25 protein-coding genes are annotated in these 22084 nt (G+C 70.9%); 14 read left to right on the forward strand and 11 right to left on the reverse strand.

Going from position 1 to position 22084, the window contains the following annotated elements:
- Positions 1-32: 32 nt before the first annotated feature.
- From AB0M83_RS28715 to AB0M83_RS28730, 4 genes are read left to right on the forward strand one after another with little or no spacing between them, the layout of a single operon-like run.
- The gene (locus tag AB0M83_RS28715; RefSeq protein ID WP_364521505.1) at positions 33-1214 is read left to right on the forward strand and encodes a histidinol-phosphate transaminase; all 1182 of its coding nucleotides are present in this window, start codon (positions 33-35) and stop codon (positions 1212-1214) included.
- An 11-nt stretch (positions 1215-1225) separates the two neighbouring features.
- Positions 1226-2155, forward strand: a complete 930-nt coding sequence (locus tag AB0M83_RS28720; RefSeq protein ID WP_364521506.1) for a phosphotransferase — start codon at positions 1226-1228, stop codon at positions 2153-2155.
- A 41-nt stretch (positions 2156-2196) separates the two neighbouring features.
- The gene (locus AB0M83_RS28725; protein ID WP_364521507.1) at positions 2197-2886 is read left to right on the forward strand and encodes a TetR/AcrR family transcriptional regulator; all 690 of its coding nucleotides are present in this window, start codon (positions 2197-2199) and stop codon (positions 2884-2886) included.
- A gap of 28 nt (positions 2887-2914) precedes the next feature.
- Positions 2915-3766, forward strand: coding sequence for a TIGR03620 family F420-dependent LLM class oxidoreductase (locus AB0M83_RS28730; protein WP_364521508.1), 852 nt, complete (start codon positions 2915-2917; stop codon positions 3764-3766).
- Here the strand turns inward: AB0M83_RS28730 and AB0M83_RS28735 are convergent, their stop codons facing one another.
- Both AB0M83_RS28735 and AB0M83_RS28740 read right to left on the reverse strand, forming a co-directional pair.
- Positions 3767-4483, reverse strand: coding sequence for a nitroreductase/quinone reductase family protein (locus tag AB0M83_RS28735; protein WP_364521509.1), 717 nt, complete (start codon positions 4481-4483; stop codon positions 3767-3769). It lies immediately after the preceding gene.
- A gap of 171 nt (positions 4484-4654) precedes the next feature.
- A complete protein-coding gene (locus AB0M83_RS28740; protein ID WP_364521510.1) occupies positions 4655-5497 on the reverse strand; it encodes a hypothetical protein in 843 nt (280 codons plus the stop codon).
- Between the two features lie 62 nt (positions 5498-5559).
- On the opposite strand from AB0M83_RS28740, the gene AB0M83_RS28745 reads away from it, so the two are divergent.
- On the forward strand, positions 5560-7083 hold the full coding sequence (locus AB0M83_RS28745; RefSeq protein ID WP_364521511.1) for an AMP-binding protein: 1524 nt from the start codon (positions 5560-5562) through the stop codon (positions 7081-7083).
- A gap of 29 nt (positions 7084-7112) precedes the next feature.
- Positions 7113-7418 carry a hypothetical protein gene (locus AB0M83_RS28750; RefSeq protein WP_364521512.1) on the forward strand — a complete coding sequence of 102 codons (306 nt, stop codon included), beginning with the start codon at positions 7113-7115 and terminating at the stop codon, positions 7416-7418.
- On the opposite strand, the gene AB0M83_RS28755 is transcribed toward AB0M83_RS28750, so the two are convergent.
- The 8 genes from AB0M83_RS28755 to AB0M83_RS28790 all read right to left on the reverse strand — a co-directional run bounded on the left by AB0M83_RS28755 (position 7399) and on the right by AB0M83_RS28790 (position 14288).
- Entirely contained in the window at positions 7399-7758 is a 360-nt protein-coding gene (locus AB0M83_RS28755; RefSeq protein WP_364521513.1) for a hypothetical protein, read from the reverse strand. The two genes, AB0M83_RS28750 and AB0M83_RS28755, sit on opposite strands and share 20 nt — an antisense overlap.
- Positions 7759-7760: 2 nt before the next feature.
- A complete protein-coding gene (locus AB0M83_RS28760) occupies positions 7761-8864 on the reverse strand; it encodes an epoxide hydrolase family protein (protein WP_364521514.1) in 1104 nt (367 codons plus the stop codon).
- A complete protein-coding gene (locus AB0M83_RS28765; RefSeq protein ID WP_364521515.1) occupies positions 8861-9406 on the reverse strand; it encodes a dihydrofolate reductase family protein in 546 nt (181 codons plus the stop codon). Before AB0M83_RS28765 ends, AB0M83_RS28760 begins: the two co-directional genes overlap by 4 nt.
- A 43-nt stretch (positions 9407-9449) precedes the next feature.
- Positions 9450-11762, reverse strand: coding sequence for a molybdopterin-dependent oxidoreductase (locus AB0M83_RS28770; RefSeq protein ID WP_364521516.1), 2313 nt, complete (start codon positions 11760-11762; stop codon positions 9450-9452).
- A gap of 10 nt (positions 11763-11772) precedes the next feature.
- Complete coding sequence (locus tag AB0M83_RS28775; RefSeq protein WP_364521517.1) at positions 11773-12798, reverse strand: LLM class flavin-dependent oxidoreductase; 1026 nt, start codon at positions 12796-12798, stop codon at positions 11773-11775.
- Positions 12795-13286: an SRPBCC family protein gene (locus tag AB0M83_RS28780; protein ID WP_364521518.1), complete on the reverse strand. Its 492-nt coding sequence runs from the start codon at positions 13284-13286 to the stop codon at positions 12795-12797. Before AB0M83_RS28780 ends, AB0M83_RS28775 begins: the two co-directional genes overlap by 4 nt.
- 68 nt (positions 13287-13354) lie before the next feature.
- Entirely contained in the window at positions 13355-13858 is a 504-nt protein-coding gene (locus AB0M83_RS28785) for a helix-turn-helix domain-containing protein (protein WP_364521519.1), read from the reverse strand.
- Between the two features lie 40 nt (positions 13859-13898).
- Positions 13899-14288, reverse strand: a complete 390-nt coding sequence (locus AB0M83_RS28790) for a cupin domain-containing protein (RefSeq protein ID WP_364521520.1) — start codon at positions 14286-14288, stop codon at positions 13899-13901.
- Between the two features lie 43 nt (positions 14289-14331).
- Here AB0M83_RS28790 and AB0M83_RS28795 point away from each other — a divergent pair, with 43 nt between their 5' ends.
- Positions 14332-15312: a helix-turn-helix domain-containing protein gene (locus tag AB0M83_RS28795; RefSeq protein WP_364521521.1), complete on the forward strand. Its 981-nt coding sequence runs from the start codon at positions 14332-14334 to the stop codon at positions 15310-15312.
- Here AB0M83_RS28795 and AB0M83_RS28800 read toward each other — a convergent pair.
- Positions 15267-15920 (reverse strand): TetR/AcrR family transcriptional regulator, encoded by a 654-nt coding sequence (locus AB0M83_RS28800; protein WP_364521522.1) that lies wholly within the window; start codon positions 15918-15920, stop codon positions 15267-15269. The genes AB0M83_RS28795 and AB0M83_RS28800 overlap by 46 nt on opposite strands.
- A 63-nt stretch (positions 15921-15983) precedes the next feature.
- Here AB0M83_RS28800 and AB0M83_RS28805 point away from each other — a divergent pair, with 63 nt between their 5' ends.
- From AB0M83_RS28805 to AB0M83_RS28835, 7 genes are all read left to right on the forward strand, one after another.
- On the forward strand, positions 15984-16445 hold the full coding sequence (locus AB0M83_RS28805; RefSeq protein ID WP_364521523.1) for a GNAT family N-acetyltransferase: 462 nt from the start codon (positions 15984-15986) through the stop codon (positions 16443-16445).
- A 139-nt stretch (positions 16446-16584) separates the two neighbouring features.
- Positions 16585-17514 carry a hypothetical protein gene (locus AB0M83_RS28810; protein ID WP_364521524.1) on the forward strand — a complete coding sequence of 310 codons (930 nt, stop codon included), beginning with the start codon at positions 16585-16587 and terminating at the stop codon, positions 17512-17514.
- A gap of 223 nt (positions 17515-17737) precedes the next feature.
- A complete protein-coding gene (locus AB0M83_RS28815; RefSeq protein WP_364521525.1) occupies positions 17738-18127 on the forward strand; it encodes a hypothetical protein in 390 nt (129 codons plus the stop codon).
- A 140-nt stretch (positions 18128-18267) separates the two neighbouring features.
- On the forward strand, positions 18268-18465 hold the full coding sequence (locus tag AB0M83_RS28820) for a hypothetical protein (RefSeq protein ID WP_364521526.1): 198 nt from the start codon (positions 18268-18270) through the stop codon (positions 18463-18465).
- Positions 18420-19628, forward strand: coding sequence for an MFS transporter (locus AB0M83_RS28825; RefSeq protein ID WP_364521527.1), 1209 nt, complete (start codon positions 18420-18422; stop codon positions 19626-19628). The genes AB0M83_RS28820 and AB0M83_RS28825 overlap by 46 nt, the downstream gene beginning before the upstream one ends.
- An 83-nt stretch (positions 19629-19711) precedes the next feature.
- Positions 19712-21208 (forward strand): alpha/beta hydrolase, encoded by a 1497-nt coding sequence (locus AB0M83_RS28830; protein WP_364521528.1) that lies wholly within the window; start codon positions 19712-19714, stop codon positions 21206-21208.
- Between the two features lie 63 nt (positions 21209-21271).
- A complete protein-coding gene (locus AB0M83_RS28835) occupies positions 21272-22084 on the forward strand; it encodes a GDSL-type esterase/lipase family protein (protein WP_364521529.1) in 813 nt (270 codons plus the stop codon).

Below are 22084 nucleotides of genomic sequence, written 5' to 3' on the forward strand. Positions count from 1 at the left end.
GCGGCGGACGGAGACCACGCGTGCGGCACGGTATGACCACCAGAGGCCTTTTCCAGCAGAGCGCAGCCCACAGCCCGTCGTTCTTCTCCGTGGCCAGGGCGATGGGACAGCACGCCGACGACCTCGCGGACCTCTGCATCCCCTGCAACCCGTACTTCCCGACCGACGCGATGTTCGGCGAGCTCGAGCGCAACCTCCGCACGATCCTGAAGTTCTACCCGAGCGACGCGAGCGCGATCACCGCGCAGCTGGCGCACGTGCTGCGGCTCAACCCGTCGACGATCTCCCTGGCCAACGGCTCGACGGAGCTGATCACCTGGATCGACCGGCTGCTGGTCGACGCCAGCATCGCCGTGCCGATCCCGACGTTCGGCCGCTGGACCGACCAGCCCCTCGAGACCGGCAAGCGCGTCGACATGTTCCTGCTCAAGGAGTCCGACAACTTCGAGCTGCGCGTGGACTCCTACGTCGAGTTCATCAAGCGCCGCGGCTCCCGGGTCGCGGTGCTGTGCAATCCGAACAACCCCGACGGCGGGTACCTGCCGCGCCGCGAGGTGATCCGGTTCATGGACGCGCTCGAAGACCTCGACCTCGTGGTGATCGACGAGTCGTTCATCGACTTCGTCGAGGCCGAGATGAGCCCGTCGGTGGCCGCCGAAGCCGTCGTGCGGCCGAACGTCATCGTGCTGAAGAGCCTCGGCAAGAACTTCGGGCTGCACGGGATCCGGTTCGGCTACCAGGTGTCGAACCCGGCGCTGACGCGCAAGCTGTCGGCCGCGCTGCCGAAGTGGAACGTCAACTCGCTCGCCGAGACCATCATCTTCATGCTCGCCGAGCACCGCGCGGAGTACGAGGACAGCCTCAAGAAGCTCGCCCTCGACCGGTTCATGATGAACTCGCAGCTGAACCAGTTCCCGGAGCTGACGGTGTTCCCGTCGCAGGCGAACTTCCTGCTCGTCAAGCTGCCCGGCTCGGTCGACGGCGCCGAGCTGTGCGACTACCTGCTCGCCGAGCACCACCTGCTGGTGCGCCAGTGCGGCAACAAGATCGGCATGACCAGTCAGTTCATGCGCTTCGGGGTGCGGCCGGACACCGAGGTCGAGCGGCTGGTCGAGGGCCTGCGCGGGGTCGAGCGGCTGGGCGGCGGCGGGCGCCACACGCCGGCGATCGAGCTCGTCGCGCACTCCCGCGAGCCGGAACGGTCGATCAGCTGAGCACCTGGGCCATGGCGGGCTCGACGGCGAACGACCGGCCGTTCGCCGGGCTCGACCGCTCGGGCCGCACGCGGCGCCTGCGCCGGCTCGCCGAAAGCGCCTTGACCGCCTACGACGTACCGGTGGCCCGCCTGACGCCGCTCGGGCGCGGGGTCAACACGACGTTCCGCGTCGACGGCGCGGACGGCCACCGGTACGTGCTGCGCGTGCAGCGCGCGGACGGCCCGGGCGCCGCGCAGGTGCGGGCCGAAATGGCGTGGCTCGCCGCGCTGGGCCGCGAAACGGACCTCGTGGTGCCGCGGCCGGTGCCGACGCGGGCGCGGGACTGGGTGACCGTGGTCGCCGACCCGGCGGTGCCGGAGCCCCGCACCTGCGTGCTCTGCCACTGGGTCGACGGCCGGTTCGTCGACGAACGGCTCAGCGCGCCGCAGCTCTACGCGGTCGGCGAGTTCACCGCGCGGCTGCACCTGCACGGCGCGCGGATGAACGGCCTCGACCGCGGCCGCGTCGACGACCTGACCGAGTTCGGCCGCGCGCAGGTCGACGGCTTCTCCGACGCCGTGCTCGACCGGGCGGTCGCGCTGGCCGGCGGCGACGAACGGGTCCGCACCGCGGCCGCGCGGGTGCGGGCGGTACGGACCGAGCTGGGGTGCGGCTCAGGTGTCTTCGGCCTGGTCCACGGCGACCTGCGCCAGGAGAACTACCTGTTCCACCGCGGCCGGGTCCGGGCGATCGACTTCGACGACTGCGGGTACGGGCACTACGCCTACGACCTCGCCGTGGCGCTCGACGAGCTGAAACACCTGCCGCAGCGGGACGAGCTGCGGGAGGCGCTCCTGGACGGCTACCGCTCGGTGCGCCCGGACGCGGCGACGACCGACCCGGCGGTGCTGAACGCCTTCGCCGGGCTTCGCCGGGTGCAGCTGCGGTTGCGGACCTGACGTTCCACAGTAGCGCTACAAGCTGGCGCTACAATTGCTACATGGCCGGACGATCGAGCAACGCCACCAGCACCCGCGACCGCCTGCTGCTGGCCGCCGGGCAGCTCCTGCACGAGGCGCCGGGCGGTCCGGTGTCGACGCGGGCGATCTGCGAACGCGCCGGCGTCCAGGCCCCCACGCTGTACCACCACTTCGGCAGCAAGCAGGGCCTGCTCGACGCCGTCGTGAACTACGGCTTCACGCAGTACGTGCAGGCCCCCGCACCGGGCGGCGACCCGGTGGACCGGATCCGCGCCGGCTGGGACCGGCACGTCGAGTACGGCCTGGAAAACCCGCAGTTCTACGTGCTGCTCTACGGCCAGATCGAGCCGGGGGTGCCGTGCAACCTCACCTCCAGCGCCGAGGCGATGTTGCTGGAGCTGTTCACACCGCTCGCGCGTGACGGCCGGCTGCGCGTCGAGGCGACGGAGGCGGCGCGGCAGCTCGCGGCGGCGAACAGCGGGGTCACGCTCAGCTTGATCGCCCAGCCCGAGGAGAGTCGCGATCTGGCGATGTCTGCGCAGGTCAGGGAGGCCGTCCTGGCGGGGCTGCTCACCGAGCGACCGGCCGAAGGCTCGTCCGTCGGCGCGCTCGCGGTCGCTTTGTCGACCGCGCTCGCGGACGACGTCGACGAGCTGACCACGACCGAGCGGCACCTGCTGCGGGAGTGGTTACACCGCCTCTCGAACTGACCGCGCTACATTTGCTACATTTACCCCTATGACACATGTAGCGAACCTGGGCACCTACGGCCTGTTCCTCTCCCCGCACCGTGACGACGCGACCCGCAAGCAGCACGCCGTCGCGGCGGACGAGCTCGGCTACGGCACGGCCTGGCTCGGCACCGGGCGGGCCTCGATCAGCGACCTCGCCTTCGTCGAAGACATCCTGGCTTCGACCGAGCGGATCACCGTGGCGACGGCGATCGTGAACGTCTGGGCCGACGAGCCGGAGCCGCTGGCCGAGTCGTACCACCGGCTGGCGGACCGGTATGGAAAGCGCTTGCTGCTGGGCATCGGCGTCGGCCACCCCGAGTCGGTCACCGAGTACCACAGCCCGTACGACACGCTCGTCGGCTTCCTCGACCGGCTCGACGCGGCCGGCGTGCCCGCCGAGGCCCGGGTGCTCGCCGCGCTCGGCGACCGCGTGCTGCGGCTGGCCGCCGAGCGCACCGCGGGCGCGCACCCGTACCTCGTGCCGGTCGCGCACACGCGGCACGCCCGGTCGGTCCTGGGGGCGGGCAAGATCCTGGCCCCGGAGCAGAAAGTCGTCGTCGGCGCCCCCGAGGAGGCTCGCGAAGTCGGCCGCGCCTTCATCCGCGAGCCCTACCTCGGGCTGCGCAACTACGTGAACAACCTGCTGCGCCACGGGTACACCGACGCCGACGTCGCGGGCGGCGGCAGTGACCGGCTGATCGACGACCTCGCGCTGCACGGGACACCCGAGGAGATCGCGAAGGGGCTGCGGTCCCATGTGGACGCGGGCGCCGACCACGTGGCCGTGCAGGTGATCGGCCGGTCGGCCGAGATCGAGGCCGAGAACCACCGGCGGCTGGCCGAAGTGCTGCTCTGATCAGCCGGGCGCGGGCAGGAGGGCGTTCAGGGCGGTGACGATCGTGCGTTCCTCGTAGGCGAAGTGGTCGTCCAAAGCGGACGCCAGCCGGTCGAACTCCGTCCGCAGCCGGGCGGGATCGGTTTCCTCGTCGACGAGCCGCTGGATCTCCTCCTGCAACCGCGCGACGACGACGTGGTCCTCGCCGAGTTTGTCCAGCGCCGGCGCGAGCGCCGGGAAGCGCGCGGCCAGCATCGGGAAGATCGCCGCGCCTTCCCCGGTGTGGTGCCGGGTGAGGGCGGCGCAGAAGCCGGAACACCGCGTGCTCAGGCGCTGCGACCCGCCGTTGCGAAGCTCCCGCAGCTCGGCGCGCAGCCAGTCGTGCACCTCGACGAGCCAGTCGCCCATGCGGCGCACGGCTTCGAGGCGGTGCAGCTCCACGACCGGCAGCACGCGAGCCGTTTTCGCCTGGTAGGCGGCGAATCCCGGTTTCCGCGCGACGATCTCGGCGAACACCGCGTCGCGGTCCGGCGGGAACGCGGCCATCGCTTCGAACGTCTCGGTGCCGGTTTCGACGGTGACCACCGGGTTGTGCCGGATGTTGTGGTACCAGGCGGGATGTTTCGGCGAGCCCATCGCCGACGCGACGACGACGAGGCGGCCGTCGATGTCCAAGGCTCCCAAGGGAACGCGGTGGGGCCGGCCGGTGCGGGCACCGGTCGTTATGAGGTGGATCAAGGTGCTCCTTTGGCGATGAAGTGATCGCCGGAGGCCGTGAAGCGACACGGAACGGGCGCGCGGAGGGCACACTTCTGCCAGGGCAGGCAGAACGTGTCGATTCAGGGGGCTGAGTAGCCACTACCTCCGTGCGTAGGCCCATCCGGGGCGCATCGCCACGGTAGCACGGAATCAGCGTGCTTCGGCGGCCTTTCGCGCTTCCTCGGCGGCCGCGTCGGCCTGCTCGTAGGTTTCCTTCGCCTTCTCGAACTCCGCCGTCGCGCGCCCGGCCCGTTCCTCGGCCTCCGCCAGGCGGGTGCGCAGGTCCTCGACGCGGGCCGTCGCCTGCTCGGCCGCGCGTTCGGTGCGGACCAGGTCGCGCTCGGCCACCGCGCGCTCCTTGGCCAGCTCGGCCGCTTCCTTGCGCAGGCGCTCGCGCTCGGCCCGGGCGCGTTCGCGCTCCTTGCGGTCTTCTTCCTCGCGCCGACGGTCCTTTTCGGCCTTCTTCGGCTTCGCCGGTTCGGCCTTGTCCACCAGCTTCGCCGGGCGCTTGCCGGTCGACGGCGGAGCGGTCGCAGCGAGGGTGAACCACTGGTCGGTGTCCTGGTGCGCCACCGACGTCAGGCGCCCGGCCACGGCGAGCCGCGCGGTGCCCGGGTCGGCCGCGACGGCCTCCAGGGTCGCCTCGACCTCGCGGGAGACGGTGTCGCTCATCGACGGCAGCCCGCGGATGATCCGCCTGATCAGCTCGCCGCGACGCCGGGTCAGGGCGCGCAGCTCGTCGCCGGCGAGGCGGGCGTGGGCGTCGCGCAGCTCGTCGCCGAGTTCGGCCAGCTCGCGCAGTTCGGCGGCGTCTTCCCTGGCCAGGCGGTTGACGATCGCCGCGGCCGTGGTCGGTTTGCGCAGTTCGCGGATCCGGGTCGCGAGCTCGGCGTCCCCCTCGGCCTTCGCGGCCTTCGCCGCCGCGTTGCGCGCGCTGACGAACTCCGCGAGGTCACCCCCGTAGAGCTCGCCGGCCACCGTGTCGAAGTCCATCGCGCTCCAGCGAACCACATCGGACTGGTGCGAGCACCCTGCGAAGAGTCATCATCGGGGGCATGTACTTCGATCTGGGTGTCCGGGACTTCCTCGACCGCGCGGAAACGGTGTACCCGGACCGCGTCGCGGTGGTCGACGAGCCGGACCAGCCCGCGCCGAGCTGGGGTTCGCTCACCTACCGCGAGGTGGCGCGGCGGGCCCGCGCGCAGGCCGCGCACCTCGACGAGCTGGGCGTGCCGGTCGGCGGGCGCGTCGCGATGGTTTCGCACAACGCCGCGCGGCTGCTCGTGTCGTTCTTCGGCGTGTCCGGCTGGGGCCGGGTCCTGGTGCCGGTGAACTTCCGGCTGGCGCCGGCCGAGGTCAAGTACATCGTGGAGCACTCCGGGGCCGAGGTGCTGATCGTCGACCCCGAGCTGGCGCACCTGCTGGACACGGTGACGGCCAAGCACGTCTTCGTCCTGGGCCGCGACGACGAGGCGATCTGGGGCGGCGACGCGTCCCCCCGTCCGTGGGCCGGCGACGAGTCCGCGACGGCGACCATCAACTACACCTCGGGCACGACCGCCCGGCCGAAGGGCGTGCAGCTCACCCAGCGCAACATCTGGCTGAATGCGGCCGTGTTCGGCCTGCACACGACGTTGAGCGACAACGACGTCCTGCTGCACACGCTGCCGATGTTCCACTGCAACGGCTGGGGCATGCCCTACGCGGTGACCGGACTCGGCGGGCGGCACATCGTGCTGCGGAAGGTCGACGGCACCGAGATCCTGCGGCGCATCGACGAGCACGGCGTGACGATCCTTTGTGCCGCGCCCGCGGTGGTCACGGCGGCGCTGGACGCCGCCGCGACCTGGGAGGGCGAGATCCCGGGCCGCGACCGCGTCCGGATCGTGGTGGCCGGCGCCCCGCCGCCGACGCGCACGATCGAGCGGGTGCGGGCGGAGCTGGGCTGGGAGTTCATCCAGATCTACGGGCTGACCGAGACGGCGCCGTTGCTGACGGTCAACCGGATGCGCAGCGAGTGGGCGGACCTGGACCCGCACGAGCAGGCCCGGCTCCTGGGCCGCGCGGGGACGCCGGCGCTGGGCGTCCGGATCGCCGTCGACACGGACGGCGAGGTGCTCGCGCAGTCGAACCACAACCTGGACGGGTATTGGGAGAACCCCGACGAGACGGCGCGGGTCCAGGAGGGCAACTGGTTCCACACGGGCGACGGTGGGTCCTTCTCGGATGGGTACCTGACGATCGCCGACCGCAAGAAGGACGTGATCATCTCGGGCGGCGAGAACGTGTCGTCGATCGAGGTGGAGGACGCGCTGAACTCGCACCCGGCGGTCCGCGAGGCGGCGGTGATCGGCATCCCGGACGAGAAGTGGGGCGAGCTGGTGACGGCTTTGGTGGTCACTTCCGCGGAGGTGAGTGCGGAGGAGCTGATCAAGCACTGCCGGGAGTATCTGGCGGGGTACAAGTGCCCGAAGCGGGTGGAGTTCCTGGAGGAGCTGCCACGGACGGCGACGGGGAAGATCCAGAAGTTCAAGCTCCGGGAGCCGTTTTGGCAGGGTCAGCAGCGCCAGGTCAACTGAGGTTCTTCTTCGACGCGGGGTCCGGGGCCGTGCTGTGGGACGACCTCGGCCCGGCGGACCTCGACGACCTGCCGATCAGTGTTGCTCTGCGTGCTTCGCTGGACAGCCTGGTGGAGCAGTACGACGAGTCGCTGAACTGGGACTATCCACCGGACCCCGGCCCGTGGCGGGAGGCGCGGTGCTCGCAGTTCAACGCGGATGTGCGGGCGGCGTTGGCGCGGTTGCGGGTGGAGCTGGGGCGGGATGTGGAGGACCGGTTCACCGAGCTGCACGAGGATCCGGAGCTGGACGAGTATTTGGCCGACCCGAAGGGCTTCAAGCGCTCGTCCAAGTGACGACGAGCTCGCCACCGTGGGATCGGACCGCTACGACAGCGCCGTGGCTCTCCAGGTCGGCGCCGCTCAGCCCACCGGCCTCGTCGAACAGCTCCGTCACCCGCACAATCTCCGACAACGGCGCCGGCAGCTTCTGCCAGGCGAAGTCGGCAGGAGGCCACAGATAGCCGGGGAGGCCTGGGCCGCGTAGTTCTGCGCGCAGTGACCAGTCAGTCCACACCGTAAAAGCAAGACACGACCCGGCTGACAACTTGACCTGCAACTCGGCAGACGTGCCGTCGCGGTGGAGGATCTTCCACACCGACTGGATCGTCCGGCCCACCACACTCTGCAGATCCATGGTCAACGGACCATCCGGAAGAACGTCCGTACCTCGTCGGCGAACAGCTCAGGCTGCTCATAAGCCGCGAAATGACCGCCCCGCTCCAGCTCATTCCAATGGCGGATGTCCGTGTACCGCCGCGAAGCCCACCGGCGCGACGGGCGTGGCATCTCCTTCGGGAAGATCGAACAGCCCGTCGGCACGTCCACCGTGTCGTCCGTGGCCTCCGAGAACCACCGCTGCACCTTCCGGATGCTCTCCCAGTACAACCGCGCCGACGACGCCGCCGTGCCTGTCAGCCAGTACAGCGTCACGTCGTCCAGCAGCTCGTCGCGGGTGAACGGGAAGCCGTCCGACCACGCGTGGAACTTCTCCACCAGCCAGCCGCACAGCCCGGCCGGGGAGTCCAGCAACCCGTAACCCACCGTCTGCGGGCGGGTCGACTGCAGCACCGAATACCCGTCCTCCCAGCGCTGCGCGTGCTCCAGGTCGGAAAGCGCCGAGCGCTCGGCCGAAGTCATGTCGCCGAACGTCGACGGGTCCGGGGCCGCGATCGGCGGGTTCAGGTGGATGCCCGCCAGATGACCGGCGTCCTGCTGGGCCAGCGACGTCGTGATCGACGTCCCCCAGTCGCCGCCCTGGGCGCCGTACCGGGTGTAGCCCAAGCCGGCCATCAGCGCGGCCCACGCGGCAGCGATGCGCTCGATCCCCCAGCCCGGCGACGACGGCTTGTCGCTGAAGCCGTAGCCCGGCAGCGACGGGATCACCAGGTGGAACTCCTCCGACAGGAGGGGAATCACCTTGGTGAACTCCAGGAACGAGCCGGGCCACCCGTGCGTCAGGATCAGCGGGAGCGCGCCAGGTGAAGGCGACCGCACGTGCAGGAAGTGGATACCCAGGCCGTCGATTTCCGTGCGGTACTGCGGAAACCGGTTCACCCTCGCTTCCAGCGCACGCCAGTCGTAACCGGAAGCCCAGTATTCGCACAGGGAACGCAGGTATTCCAGCGGCGTGCCCTGGCTCCAGTCGTCCGGCCCGGCCTCGGGCCAGCGGGTCCGGCGCAGCCGCGCGCGCAGGTCGTCGAGATCCGCTTCCGGGACCTCGATGCGGAACGGCGTGCTCACGCCGGGACGTACGTCAGCTGGACGACGCCGTTGCCGAAGGTGGCCGACTTCTTCAGCACCAGCGGGAACGTCGGCCCTTCCTCGGGGAACAGCCGCTTTCCCCGCCCCACGACGATCGGGTACAGCAGCAGGTTCAGCTCGTCGACCAGGCCTTCGGACAGCAGCCAGCGCACCGCCGTCGTGCTGCCGCTGGTCATGATGTCGCCCCCGGGCGAAACCTTCAGCGCCCGGACGGCCTCGGCGGGATCGCCGGTCAGCAGCGTCGAATTGTTCCAGCCCACTTCGGACAAAGTCGACGAAAGCACGTATTTGCGGACGTTGTTCATGAACTCGGCACCTTCGTCGTCCTCGACGGTGCGGCCGGGCCACGCCTCCGCGAACCCTTCGTAGGTGACGCGCCCGAGCAGCATCGCGTCGGCCGCGGCCATCCCGCCGCCGACCGCCCGGCCGATTTCGTCGGTCCAGTACCGGAGTGACCACTTGTCGGGCGCCTCGACCACGCCGTCGAGCGAGATGAACAGGTTCGAAACGATCTTGCGCATGGGCCCCCTTCGATCGGAGGGGTCCACCTTAACGGGCGAAGCGTCAGGATCGTCCACTCGCGACGGTCTCGCGGACGCGCGCGCTGTCCGCCTCCGCGCGGGCCCGTTCCTCCTCCGTCGCCGGCTCCAGGCGCGCCGGAACGTCCTTGTGGTGCGGGGTCCCGGCGATCGGGTCGCGGTCCAGCGCGTCGGTCAGCAGGTTGATCCGGGGACCACTGACCACGCGCCGGCCGTGCGCGTCCGGGTGGGCCATGCCGTAGCCGTGCGGCAGGGAAAGCTGGCCCGGCCGCATCGCCGGGTCGGCCTCCGCGCGGACGACGACGCGGCCGGCCGGCGTCACGACCGCCACCCAGTCGCCCGCCGAAGCGCCGATGGAAGCCAGCTCTTCGGGACGCGCACGCAGCGCGCCGTCCGGATCCGTGCGGCGCCAGCGCGGGTCGCGCAGGATCTGGTTCGCGTTGTGCGCCCGGCGCTGGCCGTTGAGCAGGGAGTACGGGAACGCCGGGTCGGGCCGTTCCGCGGCCGGGTCCAGAGAACCCAGCCACTCCAGCAGCTCCGGCACCGCCAACCGGACGCGCGAGCGGCGCATCAGGCTCCACACTTCGTCCTGTTCGTGGGCGGAGAACGGCGTCGGGCCGGCCAAGACGCGCGAGAACAGCTCCTCCCCGAGCTCCAACCCGGTCGAAGAGCTCCCCAAAGCGCGTTGCACCGGCACGGTCATCGTCTTCGCCGCCCGGTGACACCCGGCCCACAGCGGCGCGATCGACGCCGCGCCGTCGGGCAGTGACGCGCCCAGCGTCCGGTAGAGGAGCACCGGCAGGATCGCAGAGCGCTCCGGCATCGCCTGCACCAGCGCACCGATCCCCGCCTGCAGCTCGGCACGCGGCCCGGCGGCCAGGGACGCGAGGACGTCGGACGGCGGCAGCACGCCCAGCGCGTCGAACAGCCGTGTGTAGATTTCGGCTTCGACGAGCGTGCCCGGCAGCGGGTCCAGCAACGGCGGCCGCAGCTGGAAGTAGTTCGTCGGCCACTCGAAGGTGAAGAGCGTGAACTCCCACTTCTCGTGCTGGGACGCCGCCGGCAGCACGTACTCGGCCAGCGCGGCCGTCTCGGTGTAGGCGACGTCGACGACCACGGACAGCTCGGCCTCCCGCACCGCCCGTTCGACCTCGCGCGTGCCCGCGAACGTGTTGGCCGGGTTGGACGACTCCACCCACAGCGCGCGCACCCGGTTCGGGTGGTCGGTGAGGATCTCCTCGGCCAGGGTGTTCGCCGGCAGCAGGCCGCCGATGTACTCGAACCCGGTGATCTCGGACCGCTGCCCGCCGGCCGAACCCCACAGCGGCAGCAGCCACGAGTGCAGGTTGTTCGTGCCGCGCCGGCCGAAGTGCCCGGTCACCAGGTAAAGCAGCTTCTCGAGGTAGCTGTTGAGCGTCGAGTGCCGGCCCTGCTGGATGCCCAGCTCGACCCGCACGGTCATCGCCGAGGCCGCGAGGATCAGGTCGACGGCCCGCTCGACGTCCACACGGGACACTTCGGCGTGCGCGATCCACTCGTCCACCGGGATCTTCCCCAGCACCGCGGCGACCTCGTCGAAGCCTTCGGTGCGCGTGGCGAGGAACTCCTCGTCGGCGCCGCCGCGTTCGAGCACCAGCGCCAGGATCGCGCCCAGCAGGTAGGCGTCGGTGCCCGGGCGCAGCGGCAGGTGCAGGTCGGCGATCTCCGCGGTCTCCGTGCGCCGCGGATCGAGCACGATCATCTTGCGCGCGGGATCGTTCTTGATGGTGTTGAGCGCGTGCCGCGCGTTGCTGAACCCGTGGGCCTGCCAGGGGTTGCAGCCGAGCACGAGCAGCAGGTCGCAGTGCTCGACGTCCTCGGCCGTGTGCACGAGCGTCGAGCCGAACAGCTGCCCGTTGACCCAGAAGTCACCGGTCTTCTCCTGCGACAGCGCGTTGAAGTGGCGCGTCGAGTTCATCCACTTCAGCAGCGACGCGCCGTACGCGCCGCCGGAGTGGTTGCCCTGCCCACCGCCGCCGACGTAGGCGAACGAGCCGGGCCGGCCGGCCGCGGTGTCGGCGTCCCGGATCGCGTGCAGCTTCGCGGCGATCTCGGTGAGCGCGGTGTCCCAGTCGATGGGCTCGTGGGTGCCGTCGGGACGCCGGCGCAGCGGTGTCGTCAGCCGGTCGCCGTGATCGCCGTACCAGGTCAGGCGCTGCGCCTTCTGGCACAGGTACCCGGCCGAGCGCGGGTGCGCCTTGTCGCCGCGGACGCGGGTGATCTTCCGGCCCTCGACCTGCACTTCCAGTCCGCAGTTGAGGTAGCAGAGGCTGCACGCGGTGCGGTGCCACTCGCTCATGGCGTTCCCTTCAGAGCAGGTCCAGCGCGCGGCCCAAGGTGGTGAGGCGCGCTTCGAGCGTTTCGCCGGCCGGGTAGAGCCGGACCGTGTCGATGCCGGTGTCGCGCCAGACGCGCAGCCGGGCACGGACCATCTCTTCGGTGCCGATCAGCGTCGTGCCGAGCACCATTTCGTCGGTGACGAGCGCGGTCGCGCCGTCGCGGTCGCCGGCCTGCCAGCGCTCGCGGACCTCGGCGGCGACGTCCGCCCAGCCCTGGCGGCTGTAGGCGTCGTTGTAGAAGTTCGTGGTGGCCGAGCCCATGCCGCCGAGGCTGAAGGCGAGCTCCTTCTTGCGGCTGCCGACCATGACGCGCAGCTCGTCCTCGTTGTCCGCGAAGGCGACTTCGGCGCCCTGGCAGACGTCGATGCTCTCGCGCGTGCGGCCTGACTTCGCGAGTCCGGCGTCGAGGGGCCCGAAGTACGCGTCGGCGCCTTCGGGGACGAAGCTGGTGCCGAGCCAGCCGTCCGCGACCTCGCCGGTCAGCTCCAGAAGCTTCGGCGACAGCGTCGCGAGGTAGATCGGGATGTCCGGGTTCGGCGTGGTGGACAACCGCATCGGACGCGCTTCGCCGGGCAGCGGGATCTCGAAAGCCTTGCCGGAGAACGAAATCTTCTCGCCGGCGAAGGCCTGACGGATGATTTCGACGGTCTCACGCATGCGTGTCAGCGGCTTCGCGAACGGGACGCCGTGCAGGCCTTCGATCACCTGCGGCCCCGAGGGGCCCAGCCCCAGCGCGAACCGGCCGCCGGACAGGTCGGCCAGCGTCAACGCGGCCTGCGCGATCGCGACGGGCGTGCGCGTGCCGAGCTGGATGATGCCGGAACCCAGCCGGATCCGGTCGGTGCGGGCGGCGAGGTAGCCGAGCGCGGACGGCGCGTCCGAACCCCAGGCCTCGGCGACCCAGCAGACGTCGAGGCCGAGCTTTTCCGCCTCCAGCACGAAGTCCAGCGTCGTGCGCGTGTCCTGGGAGAACTCGACCGTCGTCGCGGTCTTCATCGGCCTTCGACCCGGTCCTTGATGGCGGCGAGGTTGCCGGTCATCGCGGTTTCGCACTCCCGCATCCGCACGAAGACGATCTTCTGTTCCTTTTCCGGCATCCGGTCGATGGCGAACGACAGCCCGGACCGGCCCGGGCCCATCTGCATCCACTGCGACAGCCGGGTGCCGCCGTCAGCCGGTTCGAGGGTGAACTTCCAGACCGAGCTCGGCTCGGCCGGATCCTGCACCGCCCACGCGAACACGCGCGGCTCTTCGCACTCGACGACGTACGACGTCGTCTCCCACTCGCCGAACGCGTCGTGCTTGCTCTTGCCCACGAACGTCCGGCCGACCTCGCGCCATTCGACGGACTGCAGTTCGGCACTCAGGGAAGGCATCACAGCGATGTCCGAGACGACCGGCCAGACGACCTCCGGGGCGGCGGCGATCCAGGTCGAAACCTCGGCCGTCGGCTTGTCCGCGTACCGCGCGCCGGTCCACTCCATCGTGGTCGCACCCCTCTCAGTGAGCCTCTGACCACGATAGTTGCGTAGATAGACCTACGCTGTCAACGTCACTCCTGCCGGGCGAACCGAGCTTCGACGTCCGGACGCTGCGCCAGCCGGGGCGGAAAGCCGGGGCCGCGCCGCATCCGGGTGTCCGCCGGCGTCATCGGTTCGCCGCAGTCCGCGCAGACGATTTCGGCGTGGGTGTCGTGCCCGCAAGCGGCGTGGTGCACGGTGATCGGCGGGCCCGCTTCGCTCGAGAGCCACTTGTCGCCCCACCGCGTCATCGCGAGCAGCACGGGGTAGAAGTCACGGCCCTTCTCGGTGAGCACGTAGTCGTAGCGCACCGGTTCGGCCTGGTAGGCGACCTTCTCCAGGAGACCCTCGTCGACCAGCCGCTTGAGCCGGTCGGCGAGGGTGTTGCGCGCGATGCCGAGCGCCTGCTGGAACTCGTCGAAGCGGCGGACGCCGTAGAAGGCGTCCCGCAGCACGAGCGGGGTCCACCAGTCCCCCAGCAGGTCCATGGTGCGCGCGATCGAGCACGGCCACTGCGCGAACGAGGTCCGTTTCATGCGGCCGAGGATACGCCGTTGCCCGGAGAGACTCAGCAGGTCAGACCAGGTGGCCGGTGGTCACGTCGACGTGGTCCGGCACCTCGTCGTGCTCGTCGCCGACCGAGAGCGTCCCCGCCGGCTCCACGAGGAGCACGCTCGCGCCCGTCTTCGACGACGGCTTGTGGAACGTCCCCTTCGGCACGACGAACACCTGGCCGCGAGCCAGCGACACCACCCGCTCGTCCGGGTCGCGCAGGCCGATCTCGATCTCGCCGTCGAGGACCAGGAAGAACTCGTCGGTGTCTTCGTGGACGTGCCACACGTGCTCGCCGGCGAAGCGCGCCAGCCGGATGTCGTAGTCGTTCACGCGGGTGACGATCCGCGGGCTCCAGGCGGCGTCGAAGCTCGCCAGGACTTCGTTCAGGTCGATCGGGTTCATGCCCACCATGGTCGACCTGGTCTTTCCGGCCCGCGAGTGCTAGGAATCGCACATGCCGCAAGAATTCTCGCACCGGGTCGTGGCGATCGTGACGGCGGAGTCGAACCCGTTCGAGCTCGGGGTCGCGACCGAGCTGTTCGGGCTGCGGCGGCCCGAGCTGGACCGGCCCTGGTACGACTTCACGCTCTGCTCCGCGACCCCGGACGTGCGGATGAACCTCGGGATGTTCACGCTCACCGGCGTCGCCGGCATCGAGGCCGCGGACACGGCCGACACGCTGATCGCGCCGGCCCGGCCGGACACCGGCGTGCCGACCGACCCGGCGATCATCGCGGCGATCCGCCGGGCCGCCGGCCGGGGCGCCCGGCTGGTCAGCTTCTGCACCGGCGCGTTCGCCCTCGCCGAAGCCGGCGTGCTCGACGGCAAGCGCGCGACCACCCACTGGCAGTGGGCCACCGAGTTCGCTTCGCGGTTTCCCCGGGTGCGGTGGGAGCCGGACGTGCTGTTCGTCGACGAGGGCGACGTCCTCACCGCGGCCGGCAGCGCGGCGTCGCTCGACCTCGGCCTGCACCTCATCCAGCGCGACCACGGCGCCGAAGTCGTCAACGCGGTCAGCCGCCGCCTGGTCTTCACCGGCCACCGCGACGGCGGTCAGCAGCAGTTCATCGCGCGTCCGGTGCCGGCGGTGCCGGAAACCTCCCTCGCGCCGGTGCTCGCGTGGGCACTGGGCCGCCTGGACCGGCCCCTGACCGTGCACGACCTCGCGACGCGCGCGGCGACCAGCCCGGCGACACTGCACCGGAAGTTCCGCGCGGAGCTCGGCACGACCCCGCTGGCGTGGCTGACGACCGAGCGCGTGACGCTGGCCTGCCGCCTCATCGAACGCGGCGAGCTGCGCCTCGACCGGGTGGCCGAGGCGAGCGGCTTCGGCACGGCCGCGAACCTGCGCCTGCAACTGAGGCGGCACACGGGGCTCAGCCCCAGCGCCTACCGCCGCCGGTTCGGCCCGGTGCCGGCGTCAGGTCGTGAGTGAGAAACAGGGTTCCGACCCCGTTTCTCACTCACGACCGCTTGGAGCGCCTGGGCGAGCGCGTCCTGTTGCAGCCGTGCGGGATAGCCCTTCGGATCGGCCGCGGCCAGGACGTTCAGGCCTTCGACCAGTGCCACCAGGCTCTTCGTCGTCAGCTCGAGCCGCTCGTCCGTCCACTCCGGACGGCACGCCGCGACGAGCCGGCGGATCCGGGCCAGGAACGAGTGGTTCGCCGCGCGGTGGCGTTCGGCCAGGTCTTCGTCGGCCAGGGCCGCCGCGAGGAAGCCCACCCAGACCCGGGATTCGTCGTGGTGGCCGTGCGGCAGGTCGACGGCCTGGCCGAGCACCGCTTCCAGGGCACCGGACGCGTCCCCGCTCGCGGCTTCGGCGGCATCGGCGCGGACGGCCGTGCGGTCGTAGAGCAGGTCTCGCGCGTGCAGCAGCAACGCTTTCTTCGTCGGGAACGCGTGCATCACCAGCCCCGTCGTGCAGCCGGCGCGCTCGGCGACCGCGCGCAGCGTCAGGCCCGGCAGGCCGTCCTCGGCGAGCACCCGCCACACCGCGTTGGACAACAGCTCCCGCTGCGCCCCCACGTCCCGCTGTCTCGGCACGGAACCTCCTTTCCGGGAAGCGTAACAGCTGCTACGGTAACGCTTGTTACGGAAAGGAGTGCCGTGCCCGCCACCATCGAGATCACGGCCGTGACCTGGGACGACCCGGACGCCGTCCGCCTGCGCGCGGCCCAGCGCACCGAACTGGACGCCCGCTACGGCACCGACGACCACGAGCCCGGCGCGATGCCGACCGCCGACACCGTCGCGGTGTTCCTCGTCGCGCGGGACGCCCGCGGGACAGCCGTCGGCTGCGGCGGGCTTCGCCTCCTGGGGCCGGGTTCGGGCGAGGTCAAGCGCATGTACGTCGAGCCGGCCGCTCGCGGTACCGGCGTCGCGGCCGCCCTGCTGCGCGCGCTCGAAGACCGCGCGCGCGACTTCGGCATCGGCCGGCTGCTCCTGGAGACGGGCACCGGGCAGCCGGACGCGATCCGCTTCTACCAGCGTGAAGGCTACGAACCCATCGACGCTTACGGGCCGTACGTCGGCGAACCGCTCTCACGCTGCTTCGCGCGCGACCTGTGATCGGATTTCCGATGGCCACCCCAGCCTGAGCTATTGGTGGCCGGAGGTGCGGCGGGCCTACCGTCGAAGGCACGGCGATCCGGGGTTCTCTTCGCCGTTCCCTTCACGAACCGCACTCCTTCACGAAATCGGAGTTCCCTTGCGCATCAAGCAAATCGGCGCCGTGCTGGCCACGGCCGCCGTCTTCGCCCTGCCCGCCACCCCCGCGGACGCGGCGTCGAGGATCATCCCCCTCGACCTCGCCGCCGGGCAGCAGCCGGAGAACATCGCCCTGGAGCCCGACGGCTCCGCCGACCTCACCTTCGCCTACACCGGCGAAATCGGCCGCGTCACGCCCGGCGGGCAGGTCCGGATCATTGCCCGCATCCCGGTACCGGACGACGGCGACGTCCCGGTGGTCCACCGGAAACTGTTCCTCGGCGGCATCGTCCGCGCACCCGGCGGCGACCTGTACGTCGCCGTCTCGACCGGCACCGCGGCGACCGGCCTCTACCGGGTCCGGCCCGGCGCCGCGCCGGTCCGGGTGGCCGCGCTGCCGCCGTCCGGGTTCCAGAACGGCGTCGCGCGCGACCCGGCCACCGGCGACCTCTTCGTCGCCGATTCCTTCGGCTCCACGGTGTGGCGGGTCTCGCCACGCGGGCACGTCTCCGCCTTCGCGACCGGCGAGCTGCTCGCTCCGGTGAGCGGCTTCGGCGCCAACGGGATCAAGGTCCACGCCGGCGCGGTCTGGGTGTCCAATTTGGACCGCGGCACGCTGGTGCGGTTCCCGCTCACCGGCGGTTCCGGGCAGGTCGTCGCGACAGGCCTGGGGCCGGTCGACGACTTCGCCTTCCACGACGGCGCGGTCGTCGCCGCGATCAACCAGGAGAACCGGGTGGTCACGGTCGGCCGCGACGGGGTGAAGACGATTCTGTCCACTTCGGACGGTCTGGCCAACCCGACCGCCGTCGCCGTCCGCGGCGACACGGCGTACGTCACGGACGGCGCCTACTTCGGCGGGTCGCCGAACCTCCTCCGGGCGACACTCGCGGCCGTTCCCGCAATGTGCATCATGCAGAAAGCAATCTAGAAACAGGTCAGTGAAGATTCAAATGCCTGCCGACGCCCGGCACGTGCATTCGCACGCGAGCTGTGCACGTTCGATGTCAAGATCTTCGGCACACCGGGGAAATGGTTGCTGTGCGCCAAATTCGCCGGTATGTTTGCGCCGTCCCCGGAAACCGGTATCGGTCGCGGGGGTTCGCGCTGCTCGGCCGCGGTGGGGAGGCCGTCACCCGGGATAGCGCTTTCCGGTGGTCCGGGTCACCGCCGGGGAGCAGGAGGGAAGCGGTGCCTTGGCGTACTCGGGGACGGTCATGGACGACCGGGTGACCGAGCCGTACCTGGTCGGGCAGGAAGCCATCGCGGGCGAGCTGCTGCGCGGCAAGTGGTGCGTCTACCTGCACGAATGGCTCGGTGACGAGCACGACCTCGCCACCTGGCGCGAGGAGGTGGCCACGCACGCGGCGGAGTCCGGCGTCGAGGTCTGCTTCATGGACATCCCGCGCAAGGACATGACGCTCGTGGCCAACGTGCACGCGCTGCCGAGCTTCGAGCAGGTGACGCAGTCGGTGGCGGCGCTGGAGCACCACCGGAGCACGGTCGCGGCCGACCGGCGGCGCGGCCACCGGTCAGCCCGCTGACACGAGCGCGAGCTGTTGGGGACAACCCTGGACGCTTCCACCCACGGCTGAGCGAAACTGTCGGTGCCCTCCGCTAGCGTGGAAACGGGGGCTGCTTGGATCTTGACCTCGACCTTGCTTCAGCTTTTACCGTCGCCACCATGACTGCTCCTCCCATCCCGCGCACCGTCTGGATCGCCTCCGGCGTCATGGCGCTCGGCGGCTTCCTGGGCAACATGGACGGCTCGATCGTCGCGGTCGGGCTGGAGTCGATGAGGCTGCGCCTGGGGGTCAGCCTCATCGAATCCAGTGGGTGGCGACAGCGTTCCTGCTCGGCCTCTCCGCCGCGCTCCCGCTGACCCCGTGGCTCGTGCGGAAGCTCGGCGCCGGACGGCTGTGGCTTTGGGCGCTGGCCGCGTTCCTGCTGACGTCCGTGGCTTGCGCGCTCGCCCCGGACGCCGGCACCCTGATCGCCTTCCGCGCACTCCAAGGCATGACCACCGGCGTCATGGTCACCGCCGGGCAGACGGTGATCGGGCTCGCCGTCGGGCCGGAGCGGCTCGGCCGCACCATGGGCACGCTGGGCCTGGTCGTCGGGCTGGCGCCGGTCGTCGGGCCGAGCGTCGGCGGGTTGCTGCTCGCGCACTTCTCGTGGCCGGTGCTGTTCTGGCTCAACCTGCCCATCGGGCTGGTCGCGTTCGGCCTCGCACTGCGGTACGTGCCGCGCGGCGACCGCGGGCAGCCGCCGCCGGTGGACTGGCCGGGGCTGCTGCTCGTCTCGCTCGGCCTGCCGCTGCTGGTCTACACGCTCACCGAACTCGACGCCGTGCTGGCGGCCGTCGGCGCGCTCGCGCTCGCGTTGTTCGTCTGGCGATCGTTGCGCGTCCAGCACCCGGTGCTGGACCTGCGGCTGGCCGCCCGGCCCGTCATGGGCTCGGCGCTGGCGTCCGTCCTGCTGGCCGGCGCCGGGATGTTCGGCGCGGTCCTGCTGCTGCCCCTGTGGTTCCAGGTCCGGCTCGGTGCCGGGCCGGCCGAGGCCGGTGTCCTGCTCGCGCCGATGGGCCTGGCCACGACGGTGTTCGTGCTGGTGGCGGGGCGGCTGGCGGACCGCTACGGCGGCGGCACCGTCGCGCTCACCGGGGCGCTGGTGGTGCTGGCGAGCACCGTCCCGATGCCGTGGCTCGGCCCGGACACCCCGCTGTGGCTGATCCAGGCGCTGCTCGTGGTCCGCGGCGCGGGACTGGGGCTGTCGATCCTGCCCGCGTCGACGGCGGCGTACGCGTCGGTCGAGGCAGGCGAACTCGGGCACGCGACCGCGTTGGTCAACATCGTCATGCGCGTGGGCGGCGCGGCCGGCGGCGCGTTGTGCGTGATCGTGCTGTCCCGCGGCCTCACCACCGGCCCGGCGACCGGGTTCGGCTGGGCGTTCGGGGTGCTGGGAGTCATCTGCGTGCTCGGCGCGGTGGCCGCCGACCGGCTCCGGCGCGCCGAGCGATCGTCCACAATGGACGCTGCGAGGTGATTCACCAGGGAACCTGGCGCGATCACCGGTTTGGTGATTTCCTGGAGCCGGTCAACCACGGTCGGTAAGGGGAAGGGCTGACGATGGCGGGGGTAGCGAAGCGGCTGGTGACGGCCGCGGCGGCGGCAGCGGTACTGGCGAGCTTGCTGGCGGCGACGCCCGCGTCGGCCGCCCCGTCGATCGACTGGCGGCCGTGCGCGGACGCGCCGGAGGTGGAATGCGGCGCGGTGACCGTGCCGATCGACTGGGCGCACCCGGACCGGGGCACGGCGAACATCGCGCTCGCCCGGCGGAAAGCGACGGACCCGCAGGCGCGCATCGGGTCGGTCCTGATGGACCCGGGCGGCCCCGGCGGACCCGGCGCCGGCCAGGTCAAGGGCGGCTGGTCGCTTTCGCCGGAGATCACCAAGCGCTTCGACACCGTCGGCTTCGACCCGCGCGGCGTCGGCGACAGCACGCAGATCAAGTGCGGGCTCCACGAGGTCATCGCCGACCACCCGGAGGTTCCGCGCAACCAGGCCGAATTCGATCAACTCGCGGCGTACAACCGCACCCTCGGCGAAAGCTGCAACCGGCTTTCCGGGCCGTTGGGGCAGTTCGGTGACACCGTGAGCGTAGCGCGGGACATGGACGCCATCCGCGCCGCGCTCGGCGAGAAGAAGCTGACGTACTACGGGGTTTCGTACGGCACGCTGATGGGCCAGCAGTACGCCGAGCTGTTCCCGGACAAGGTCCGCGCCCTCGTGCTGGACAGCAACATGGACCACTCGCAGTTCACCGCGTTCGAGTTCCTGAACAGCGAAACGCAGTCGGTGCAGGCGGAGTTCGCCGAGTTCGTGGCGTGGTGCGGCCGGACACCGGGCTGCGCGCTGCACGGCCGGGACGTCTCGAAGCTGACGCGCGACCTGCAGGACAAGGCCGCGCGCGGAGAGCTGAAGGACCCGCAGAGCGGCGAGGTCGTCACGCCGTTGTCGCTGGCGTCGATCTTCCAGGGTTCCTTCTACGGCCCGAGCTGGGATCGGCTCGCGACGGTCCTCAAGTCGTTCGCGGACGGCACCCCGCCCGCCGCGTCGGCGCAGCTGAGGGAGGAAATCCCGGTCAACACCGTGTTCCAGAGCGTGTTCTGCGACGACTGGAAGCTGCCGGTGCACAGCTACGCCGAGCTCGAGGCCTACCGCCGGACGGCCGCGGCCTTCGCCCCGGACGTCAAGGTCAACTCCCTGGGCTGGCAGGCGGTCACCGGGTGCATCGGCTGGCCGAACAAGGCGAGCAACCCGCAGCACCCGCTGCAGGTGCACGGCGCGCCGCCGCTGCTGATGCTGAGCAGCAAGCACGACCCGGCGACGCCGTACGCGTGGTCGCAGGCCGCGGCCCGGCAAAGCGGCAGCACGCTGCTCACCTACGACGGCTGGGGCCACGGCGCGTACTCCAAGAACAGCCAGTGCGTGATCAAGGCGACCGACGACTACCTGATCAGCGGAAAGCTCCCGCCGCGTGGCACGCACTGCGCGGCGGTCGAACCGGGGACGCCCGAAGCGCGGATGGCCGGGCCGAAACCGCCGGCGACGATCGGCTTCTGACGCTTCCGTCGCGTGGCCGGAACGAGGACAATCGTTCCGGCCACGCGACGGAGGGAGCTTTCGATGCTTCGCCGATTTCTCGTCATGGCCGCGGTGGTCATCGCGGCGAGTTCGCTCCTGACCGCACCGGCGCAAGCTTCCGCTCGCCACGGCGGGTATCTCGCGCTCGGCGATTCCGTCGCGTTCGGTTACCGGCCCAACGCGGGCGCGGCTTACCTGAACGCGGCCAACTTCAGCGGCTACGCGGAGAAGTACGCGGCGCTGCGCGGGCTCCGGCTGGCGAACGCGTCTTGTCCCGGCGAGACGACGGGCAGCCTGCTGGTCGTCACCGCACCGAGCAACGGCTGCGAAAACGGCTACCGCTTGGCCTATCCCCTGCACGTTTCGTATGCGGGGGCGCAGATCGACTACGCCGTGCAGTACTTGCGAACGCACCGCGACACCCGGCTCGTGACGCTGACCATCGGCGCGAACGACATGTTCCGGTGCCGTGACACGACGCCGGACCATTGCACGGGCGCCACTTTCGACGCCGCTTTGGCCCAGGTGAGCCGGAATCTCGCGGCGATCCTCTCCGCGGTGCGCGCCCACTACCGCGGCGACGTCGTGCTGGTGTCGTACTACTCGCTCGACTACCGCGACCCGACCCAGGTGACGCAGGTCAAGGCGCTCAACACGGCGCTGACGCAGGTGACCCGCCGCTACCACGGCAAGATCGCGGACGGCTTCACGGCGTTCTTCCTGGCATCCCTGCGCACCGGCGGCGACCCGTGCGCGGCGGGGCTGCTGATCAAGCTGCCGGGCGGCGGCTGCGATGTCCACCCGACCGCGGTCGGCCACCGCGCGCTGACGGCGGCCTTGGCGTTCGCGCGCTGA

The sequence above is a fragment of the Amycolatopsis sp. NPDC051106 genome, assembly GCF_040682775.1.
GTDB lineage: Bacteria > Actinomycetota > Actinomycetes > Mycobacteriales > Pseudonocardiaceae > Amycolatopsis.